8 protein-coding genes are annotated in these 9,349 nt (G+C 55.3%); all 8 read left to right on the top strand.

The annotated features are described in order from the left end of the window. Positions 1 to 519: 519 nt before the first annotated feature. The 8 genes from rpmH (at position 520) to ACTX90_RS18240 (ending at position 6,073) form a co-directional block, all read left to right on the top strand. Positions 520 to 657, top strand: a complete 138-nt coding sequence (gene rpmH / locus ACTX90_RS18275; RefSeq protein WP_082124037.1) for a 50S ribosomal protein L34 — start codon at positions 520 to 522, stop codon at positions 655 to 657. 65 nt (positions 658 to 722) lie between these two features. Further along, positions 723 to 1,073 (top strand): ribonuclease P protein component, encoded by a 351-nt coding sequence (gene rnpA / locus ACTX90_RS18270; protein ID WP_443442660.1) that lies wholly within the window; start codon positions 723 to 725, stop codon positions 1,071 to 1,073. Continuing rightward, the gene (yidD, locus tag ACTX90_RS18265) at positions 1,073 to 1,450 is read left to right on the top strand and encodes a membrane protein insertion efficiency factor YidD (protein WP_047120568.1); all 378 of its coding nucleotides are present in this window, start codon (positions 1,073 to 1,075) and stop codon (positions 1,448 to 1,450) included. Before rnpA ends, yidD begins: the two co-directional genes overlap by 1 nt. Further along, entirely contained in the window at positions 1,450 to 2,415 is a 966-nt protein-coding gene (gene yidC / locus ACTX90_RS18260; protein ID WP_047120567.1) for a membrane protein insertase YidC, read from the top strand. The genes yidD and yidC overlap by 1 nt, the downstream gene beginning before the upstream one ends. A gap of 2 nt (positions 2,416 to 2,417) precedes the next feature. Beyond that, a complete protein-coding gene (locus ACTX90_RS18255; RefSeq protein WP_443442659.1) occupies positions 2,418 to 2,945 on the top strand; it encodes a Jag family protein in 528 nt (175 codons plus the stop codon). 45 nt (positions 2,946 to 2,990) lie between these two features. Beyond that, the gene (rsmG, locus tag ACTX90_RS18250) at positions 2,991 to 3,632 is read left to right on the top strand and encodes a 16S rRNA (guanine(527)-N(7))-methyltransferase RsmG (RefSeq protein ID WP_053799281.1); all 642 of its coding nucleotides are present in this window, start codon (positions 2,991 to 2,993) and stop codon (positions 3,630 to 3,632) included. A gap of 175 nt (positions 3,633 to 3,807) precedes the next feature. Next, positions 3,808 to 4,737 (top strand): ParA family protein, encoded by a 930-nt coding sequence (locus tag ACTX90_RS18245; RefSeq protein WP_082124035.1) that lies wholly within the window; start codon positions 3,808 to 3,810, stop codon positions 4,735 to 4,737. Between the two features lie 187 nt (positions 4,738 to 4,924). After that, the gene (locus tag ACTX90_RS18240) at positions 4,925 to 6,073 is read left to right on the top strand and encodes a ParB/RepB/Spo0J family partition protein (protein ID WP_443442658.1); all 1,149 of its coding nucleotides are present in this window, start codon (positions 4,925 to 4,927) and stop codon (positions 6,071 to 6,073) included. Positions 6,074 to 9,349: the final 3,276 nt, after the last annotated feature.

Raw genomic sequence — 9,349 nt, 5'->3', positions numbered from 1 at the left:
TAAGGGCGCCCCGCTTTCCGTCGAATTAATGCAATCTTGGTCACTTAACACCCCATGAATGGGTGTCTAAGGTGGTGCCGAATCGGGCATCATCCCCCTTGATTCTATCCGTCATCCACATGGTTATGCACAGCTCGGTGGAAAAACTCGGAGTTTTGGTTGTGGAAATCTACTTTTCCCTTGAAATCAAGCGTTTTCAAGCACAGGATGACGTGGAAGTACGCGTTTGGATGTGAACTTTCTTTCGTTGAGTCCACCAATAATCCACAAGTTTGGGGTAGATTATTCACAGGCACTGCCCTGTTAGATCAAACGGGGAGCCACAGGTGCGCCAATTTGACCTGTCGCGCAGTTTTTTCTATTGTTATTTAGTCCTATGCGTGCGTTTTGCGACCTGCTCAGTTTTAGAAGAGCCCGCCGAACCTCGCGTTTTTCAAAAAATAAATGTGCGCCATCAAGTTGTTATCCAGCTAGCTAGCAACGGGTAGGGCGTATCACTAAACGTCTTGGAGTATCACCGTGAGCAAGCGGACTTTTCAGCCAAACAACCGTCGTCGTGCCAAGAAGCACGGTTTCCGCCTTCGTATGCGTACCCGTGCGGGTCGTGCCATCCTGTCGGCACGCCGCAGCAAGGGTCGCAGCGAGCTGTCCGCATAAATTTGCGACACAGCTCTTGGCAGCGTAGTTTTCCTGGACTCGGCTAAGAGTCACGAAGAAATCTCATGTTGCCAAAGAATCAGCGACTGCGCCTAGCGCAGGACCTTACAGCCACTGTACGTTCCGGCGTCCGAAGCGGACGCCGGAACGTCGTGCTATATGCACGACCCCGGATTGATGAAAAATCGGGGGACAGGTTTGGATTCATTGTGTCCAAGGCTGTAGGTATTGCCGTTAAAAGGAACCTTGCCAAGCGGAGAATGCGCGAAATAGCCCATGAGCTTCGGCGTGCGGATGGAAATCTGGACATCGTCGTACGTGCGCTCCCTGGAGCTGCAGAAATCTCCTGGGACGAACTCCATTCGCAGGTTTCCTCGGCATTTGCCTCGGCAGTTCGAAAGACCGAGGCACGCTGATGCGCAAAGATTCAGCACCCCGCACAGGAGTGTTGTGGTTCGTCATCGACATTCCACGCAATATCCTGATCGGCTTGCTCAAGATCTACCGAAAAATCATTTCGCCGTTGTACGGCGATGTGTGCAGATATTTCCCCAGCTGTTCTGCCTATGGGCTCGAAGCAGTCACCCAGCACGGCGTCGTTAAAGGTGTCGGGCTAACCGCATGGCGGATCCTCCGGTGCAATCCGTGGTCCCACGGAGGCGTCGACCACGTTCCTGAGGGACCGAGGATTTGGCCAGAAGGTAAACTGCCGAGGATCATAGTTTTGAATCATCCTGTGATTCCCGACGATGAAGACGCCGCGGATAGCGGCCGCAAGGAGCGCGACCTCTGATGAACAACTTCCTAGACACGATATTGACTCCGTTTACGTATGCGGTGTCTTGGGTTCTGTGGGCTTTCCACGAACTGTTCACGCTCATCGGCATGAATCCCGACTCGGGTGTCACCTGGACTCTGTCCATCATCTTCCTCGTGCTGCTGATCCGTACCCTGCTGATTCCGGTATTCGTCAAGCAGATCAAGTCGCAGCGCGCCATGCAGGCCCTGCAGCCGGATTTGAAGAAGCTGCAGGCAAAATACAAGGGCAAGACCGACCAGATGTCGCGTCAGGCCATGGTGCAGGAGCAGCAGGCGCTGTTCAAGAAGCACAAGACCAACCCGCTGTCTTCCTGCCTCCCGCTGCTGATCCAGATGCCGTTCTTCTTCGCGCTGTTCCGCGTGCTGAACAACGCCTCCCATGCAAGCGAGTCCGGACAGTCCGTCGGCGCCCTGTCGGTTGAGAATATCCGCAGCTTCGACGCAGCAACCATCTTCGGCGCGCCACTGTCCGAGACGTTCTTGGGCACCTTCAACTCCGGCAACACCAACTGGGCCGTCGTCATCGTCGCCGTGATCATGATCCTTGCCATGATCGCTTCCCAGTTCTTCACCCAGCGCCAGCTGATGACCAAGAACATGAGCGCAGAAGCCCTGCAGGGCCCGTTCATGCAGCAGCAGAAGATGATGCTGTACATCCTGCCACTGGTCTTCGGCATCGGCGGCATCAACTTCCCAATCGGTGTGCTGATCTACTGGACCGCCACCAACCTGTGGACCCTCGGCCAGCAGTACTGGGTCATCCACAACAACCCGACTCCGGGTTCCGAGGCAGAGCGTGAGCTCAACGCCCGACGCGCCGCCAAGGGCCTGCCACCAGTTGGCCAGAAGAAGAACGCAGAAGCTGAGCAGCCCGTCATCGAGCAGCCTAAGGGCCAGCGCGAGCAGCCGCAGCGTAAGAACCGCCGGAAGAAGAAATAGCCATGACTGCAGCCGAAAACATTGAAGTGAACGATCTGGAAAACCAGGTCGATTCCGAACAGGAAGTTCTGGACGAGGGCGACGTCGCCGCCGACTACCTTGAGGAGCTCCTGGATATCGCGGACCTCGATGGCGACATCGACATCGAAATCCGCGGTGGCCGCACGTACATCTCCATCGTGACTGAGGAAGAAGGCGCCGATCTGAGCAGCCTTGTCGGCAAGGATGGCGAAGTCCTGGACGCACTTCAGGAACTTACCCGCCTGGCTGTCCTAAACGCTACCGGAGAGCGTTCGCGGCTGGTTCTGGACATCGCCGGTTACCGTTCGGATCGAGCCGAGCAGTTGCGTGCCATCGCCGACGAAGCGATTCACAAGGCCCGAGAGACCGGTGAGGACGTCCACCTGCAGCCGATGAGCGCCTATGAGCGCAAGCTGGTCCACGACGTCATTGCCGACGCTGGACTGCACTCCGAATCCGAGGGTGAGTCGGGCCGCCGGCACATCGTTGTGTCAATGCTGGACAACTAATCCGCGCCGGCCGAAAGCGTACGTGAACAACCAAAGGACCATGCAATGACTGAGGACCTCAGCCTCACCCCAGAAGAGACGCTCGCCGCCGAAAAGATCTTCGGGGACCGTCTTGATCTTGCCAAGCGCTATGTAGAGCATCTGGCTACCTCCGGCATCGAGCGCGGCCTGCTCGGCCCGCGTGAGGTGCCCCGCCTTTGGTCCCGTCACGTACTCAACTGCGCGGTCATCGAGTCGGTCATGGAGAAGGACGCCGAGGTAGCCGATGTGGGCTCCGGTGCCGGCCTGCCAGGGCTCTGCTTGGCCATCGCCCGCCCGGACCTGAACCTGACGCTGATCGAGCCCCTGGAGCGCCGCTGCATCTGGCTTTCCGAAGTCATCGATGACTTGGGCCTGACCAACGTCACCGTCATGCGTGGCCGCGCCGAGCAGATGGTAGACGTCGTCAATGCCCGGTACGTGACCGCACGCGCTGTCTCGGCGCTGACTAATCTTGCCGGACTGACGATTCCATTGCTGCACGGTGAGGGCGAGCTCATCGCCATCAAGGGCCGCTCTGCCGCCGAGGAAATCGACAAGGCTTCGAAGGCCATCCGCAAGCTGGGCGGTAAGGAAACCGAAGTTATGGTGATCGGTGAAGGACTCCTCGCCGAACCTACTACGGTGGTTCGTATCAAGGTTGGCTAGTCCAACGAGTTAGGCTTGAAACAGCTCTAGGTGCGCCAGACGCGGTTATGTTGAAGGAATTCGACATAAAAAGCTGATTGCAAACTTAAAGACTTGTTTTGAATGTTTCACGTGAAACATTGTCGATGACAGTCAGAAAGTGCGACTGCATCATTCCATGAGGAGGAGTTTAACCTTGTCTAAGACCAAGGATTCGTCGAGCAGCGCTTTTGACTTCAACGACTCTTCCTCGCCGTTAGCTAGCCAGCTGGCGAGCGAACATCGTCGACGCGAAGCTTTGGAGGCCCGTAAGGTGCCCAAGCCTGACAAGACCCGATACTTCACTATCTCAAACCAAAAAGGTGGCGTAGGAAAGACAACTACGACCGTCAACTTGGCTGCTGCATTGGCCAAGGGAGGTTTGAATGTCCTGGTGATCGACATCGATCCGCAGGGCAACGCCTCGACCGCGCTGGGCATTGAGCACCACGCCGAGGTAGACAGCATCTACGACGTTCTGATTAACGACGTACCGCTGGCAGATGTGGTAGCTACTTGCCCTGATCTGCCTTCGCTTCAGGTTGCGCCCGCTACCATCCACCTGGCAGGCGCAGAAATCGAGCTCGTTTCCCTCGTAGCCCGCGAACAGCGTCTGCAACGCGCATTAGACGACTACGCGCGTACCCGACAGCGCTTGGGACAGCCGCGTCTGGACTACGTGTTCATCGACTGCCCGCCGAGCCTCGGACTGCTGACAGTCAATGCTTTCGTTGCAGCACGCGAGGTCCTGATCCCGATCCAGTGCGAGTACTACGCCCTGGAAGGCCTGAGCCAGTTGCTGAAGAACATCGAGATGATTCAGAAACACCTGAACTCCCGACTGACAGTATCAACCATCTTGCTGACCATGTATGACGGACGAACCAACCTGGCCGCTCAAGTTGCTAACGAAGTTCGCGAGCATTTCCCCGAGCAGGTGCTCCAGGCCGTGATTCCTCGTTCAGTTCGAATTTCCGAGGCGCCAAGCTACCAGCAGACCGTGATCACATACGATCCGAACTCCACAGGAGCTCTTTCGTACTCGGAGGCAGCACAGGAAATAGCTGACCGTGGAGTCAAAGCCTAGCTCGAAGCATTTCAGCAACGAAGAGAAGGAAAACTTCTTCTTTTGGTTGTTTAAGGCGGATTATTTGTACCAAATTCCGGAAGTGATGGAAACACCCGGATTACTAGTGCAACGCGTCCCAACTCCTATCGCAGGTAACAGTAGACTAGTCGTGGGCTGAGATTCTGGACGAAAGGGCGTGCATTAAATGGCCGAGAAGAAACGTGGCTTGGGCAGGGGACTAGGTGCGCTGATTTCCAGCTCGCCAGCAGCGACGGCTCCAGAAGAAAAAACGGATGTTTCACGTGAAACAACGTCGCCGGAAACGACCCCTCCGCCGTCTAAAGCCAAACCAGCTCGCCCCGTAGACATGTTCTTCGAACCGGGGAGAAAATCCTCCTCTCCGGCGTCTACAAGCACTTCATCGCGTTCCGGCAAGAAGGCGCGAGCAACTATGCCGGGACTCACTTCCACGGTTGCGTCGACCAAGCCGAAGCCCGCGGAACCCATTGTCGAGGTTGAAACTGACGGGCTCGTCGATGTTCCTGGAGCACAGTTCGCCGAGCTTGACGTCAAGCTTATCCATCCGAACCGCAAGCAGCCGCGTACCAATTTCGACCAAGAACATATGGATGAGCTCATCCACTCGATCCGCGAAATCGGTCTCTTGCAACCTATCGTCGTGCGTCCGTCTCGTGAAAAGAACGACGCACCATATGAGCTGGTTATGGGTGAACGCCGTTGGCGGGCAACCCAGGAAGCAGGACTTTCGACAATTCCTGCGATCATTCGGGATACGCAAGATACGGATCTCCTGCGCGACGCACTTTTGGAGAACTTGCATCGTTCGCAACTCAACCCCTTGGAAGAAGCGGCTGCATACGCACAGCTACTTGAAGAGTTCAATTGCACTCAAGAAGTGCTTTCGGATCGAATCGGGCGCTCTCGCTCGCAGATTTCCAATACGATCCGCCTCATGAAGCTACCGGCACTGGTGCAGCGTCGTGTTGCCGCCGGTGTGCTTTCTGCAGGTCATGCCCGCGCTCTTCTTGGGCTTTCCAATAACGAGGCGATTGAGCAGCTCGCCCAGCGCATCATTAGCGAAGGCCTGTCTGTGCGCGCCACCGAAGAAGCAGTTGCCCTGAGCGATGACAAGCCAAAACCTAAGGGGCGGAAGGTACGCGAGGCGCAGCGGAATGAGAGGCTCGACTTTATCGCGACATCACTTGCAGACAGGCTCGATACAAACGTCAAGATCCAGCTGGGCAGTCGCAAAGGCAAGGTCAGTATCGAATTCGCCTCTGTCGAAGATTTGAATCGAATCATGGAAGTTCTCGATCCGAATATGAAATCCTAATAGTCCCATCCCTTCAGGGTGCATGTTTCACGTGAAACATGCACCCTGCTTGCCTTAACTGCGTTTCGCACGAGCCGTGTTTCACGTGAAACACCTCTCGACTTGTCGAAGGGACTGATTTGGGGAGACGAGATGATGGACGATTGATTTGAAATTCCTGCTTCAACACCCGGATCGATAAGAAAATGCACTACAAAACCAGGACTCAAGAGGACGCATTGCCAAGGTATCTGGGAACGCTTCCTTTGACCTTCGGAGCAGTGGACATGATGGACCGGAACCGACCCTGGTAGTTGCTACAGCGGACAATGCAATTGTCACACGCAAAACTCCGGATACTGCGGTCACAACAATCCTATTGGCCAATAGACCGCTTGGGCAATAATACTGATCCTGAAGCTGAGGTATCGGGCGCAGTCCGGGGCTACTTGTTTCCATTGTTGATGGCTAGTGCGAACGTTATGTCATTACCCAGTTTGTTTCCGGAGACCAATCCGGCGAATCGGTCCGCACCCACGACTCGGATAGCTCGAAGAGCATGATCTTGCGAATGGTGTACTGCATTGGGGGATACCTGCGAACATGGCCACGAATAATTCTTAGATGCTGCCAAGGGCAAACAGCATCACCATAGAGTCGAACATGCTTCTCGTGCCGAGCCTGATTCACTGCACCTGTCCGAATCTGTCCTAACTATCGGAGCGGCGATGCGGGCACGTTCAGTGTCGATGGTGCAGGACTTTTTCCTTGGGGCGCTTAGTTGCATGGACTATGCTTGAGGCCTGCCATCCGGACCGAAACAGATGCTGTTCCTCGCACTGGATTTTCCGTCAAACATCAGTCCGCAGCGGGGGAATCGAAGAGCGCACTGTAGCTGGCAACAAAGTCTGTGGATCAACAACAGAGTCCTTGGATGAAGTCCCAACTGCCATTGGAGCGCCGGCCCGCATGAAAGATATTTAGCTCGGATCAGCCAAGGGAGAGTGGCTACGGTTGGCTCGTCGATTGACCAGAGCGATAAATCTGGGAATTACAGCGTCACTGGCAATGAATGTGGGTGCCCGGACCAATCTTTCACCTATGGCACCGTTGCCATGTAGTGAAGCTCGGATAAGTTGCTGCCAAGATCGTCCCTGCTGGCCGCTAGAACCGTACACAGCGCCTCTCAGGCCCGCTATATGGCTCTACCCCGCCCCTGAGGCGATCCATGGGCTCTCAGAGGCCTCCTGAGGCGCGCAGCATGGTGTCGCCGCCCTTATACGTCGCCCCCGGCGTTGTCGCTCAGCTGGAAGGCGCTAGGGGATCGTCTGATTCAATCAATTCTGGGTATCGCTGACGCTGTTCCAATTCACCACTAAGATGGCGCAGAACTGACTACGGAGATTCTTGGGACCGTGCCGAATATTCGACTCTTCGAGAACCACCTGCCGGATGCCGCGTTATTCTCTTCCAGCGCCGCCATGCAAAAATTCCTCCCCGCCTTGCAACTGGATGTGTGGTGGAAGAAGCCGTTGCCAATGCCATAAAAGAACAAAGCGAAGCGAATACTCCAGCTTCAGGTCGAGGGGCTCCCGGGACGCCACATCGTGTCGGCTCGCGGTGTCCCGCAATAGTGCCGCCTCAGTCCTGAATGCGGCCAATGTTGCCTCAAGCGGCTGGGACGAGTGGAAGGAGCTGACAGGGAGAATGGTGTACCGACAGTTCTTATTCCTTGGCCGCAACGAGCACAAGAGCGTGTTCACGTAACTGGATTAGCGCACACTCCACAAAGAAGTCGGCCAGGTTGACGCCAACTTGGAAATCCTGCCCCCGAAGAAACGGGCAAAGTCGGGGCACCCGGTGCGGCATTCCAGACGGGGCATCGAACTGGCGGGATGCGTTCTCGGTGCCGCCTGCCGGCGCGGTGACCTGGCAGGCGGCACTGAATTGGAATAGCGGTGGCTCCTAAACCTCCGATTATTCACCCTGCTTTGGGCTGCCCAGTTTCATGTTCAATTCGACGCAATCGGGCCACGGATGAAGATCAAATTGGCATCAACACAAGCAGAAATTCTAGCTGCACAACCACAACGGTCAATTTCTAGATGAGTAGAGTCTTCTGGGTTCTTCCCCGGAGGATAGGTCCCTACAGTGAACTACGAAGCTAGCGTCGACGCAGTAGAGAGACTGGTCCTCTCGGCCATGAGTACGTCTCCAAAACTCTCCCCGGCTAGAGGCAACCTATTCGCTGGAAACGTTCGCCCTGGATGCAGAGAAGGTCAGCCTGATCGGGTATTGATGCAACTACGACACGGGTGAACACGATCTTCAAAGTGAATCACCTACAGCAGCATCTGCCGTACTTGGTGTGTACAACACCGTGCGTAGCGGCGTTGCTCCTACATATTGAAGGAAGTTCAGGAGGAATATACCGGCAGAAGGGGGAATAGTCTGGCACGATCACCTCGACGCATTCTGCACCTCATACAATTACCCGACGGGGTAATTGCAAGCGTCATCAAGCACCGCCAGCTGCTCAACGTATGCAATCTCTCGTCCGCGCCAGCGGGATCCTTTCCCACGCACGCTGGTAGTAGAGCCTGCGCCATGTTCAATTCCTGAGCAGCCAAGCGTTGCGGTGCACATCCGTAGAGACTGCTGAAGCAAAGGACCTCCAGAAGTTCATCTGTGTATTTTCGGGGTTGGATTCCTATCCGTGAACACCAAATAATCTGGTATTAACAGAACCAAGAGCTCTGATAGATTGCGATGTGTAATTCAAGGACGTCCTTTTGCTAATTTAATGCTTTTGGTCTATCAGGTGTGTTGCGATGCGCTGTATGTCGGATTTCCGCGTGCAACTTTGCCACTTCGCGAATCCGTCGATAGAGGATTACCTCTGCCCTGAAGATGGCGTTGATGCTTGCGATAGTGGCCCCGAAGAATGGAAATGATGTGCATCTTCCATTGAGCCGGAAGCATGAACGCATATTGGTTGCCACCCGATGAATGATGCCCCACCGAAGGAAATTGATTCTTCAGTTGCTGAAGGGAAACGACGAGAATCCTGGAAATGAGATGGCCGATCTTCTTCGGGCTGTCATTCAACGTGTCCGCGAATGTCCAGGCATCTGGAGGTACGAACTCTACCAAGTTCTGGCCACGAAGTTTCCGACCGCATTCAGCCAACTGAATCGCGGGGGAAGAACTGGCGCCTTGGTTTAATCCTGCCTCTGAATCGGTCAGAGCGAGTTCTACTATCGGCCACTCGAGGTTTGCTTTACGTACTGCTGCCCA

The sequence above is a fragment of the Glutamicibacter soli genome, assembly GCF_052322135.1.
GTDB lineage: Bacteria > Actinomycetota > Actinomycetes > Actinomycetales > Micrococcaceae > Glutamicibacter > Glutamicibacter soli.
This window is presented reverse-complemented; position numbering and strand designations above follow the sequence as displayed.

Excerpts from the sequence above, each read along its gene's own strand:
- rnpA (WP_443442660.1), top strand. The coding sequence starts at position 723 with ATGTTGCCAAAGAATCAGCGACTGCGCCTAGCGCAGGACCTTACAGCC.
- yidD (WP_047120568.1), top strand. The coding sequence starts at position 1,073 with ATGCGCAAAGATTCAGCACCCCGCACAGGAGTGTTGTGGTTCGTCATC.
- yidC (WP_047120567.1), top strand. The coding sequence starts at position 1,450 with ATGAACAACTTCCTAGACACGATATTGACTCCGTTTACGTATGCGGTG.
- ACTX90_RS18255 (WP_443442659.1), top strand. The coding sequence starts at position 2,418 with ATGACTGCAGCCGAAAACATTGAAGTGAACGATCTGGAAAACCAGGTC.
- rsmG (WP_053799281.1), top strand. The coding sequence starts at position 2,991 with ATGACTGAGGACCTCAGCCTCACCCCAGAAGAGACGCTCGCCGCCGAA.
- ACTX90_RS18240 (WP_443442658.1), top strand. The coding sequence starts at position 4,925 with ATGGCCGAGAAGAAACGTGGCTTGGGCAGGGGACTAGGTGCGCTGATT.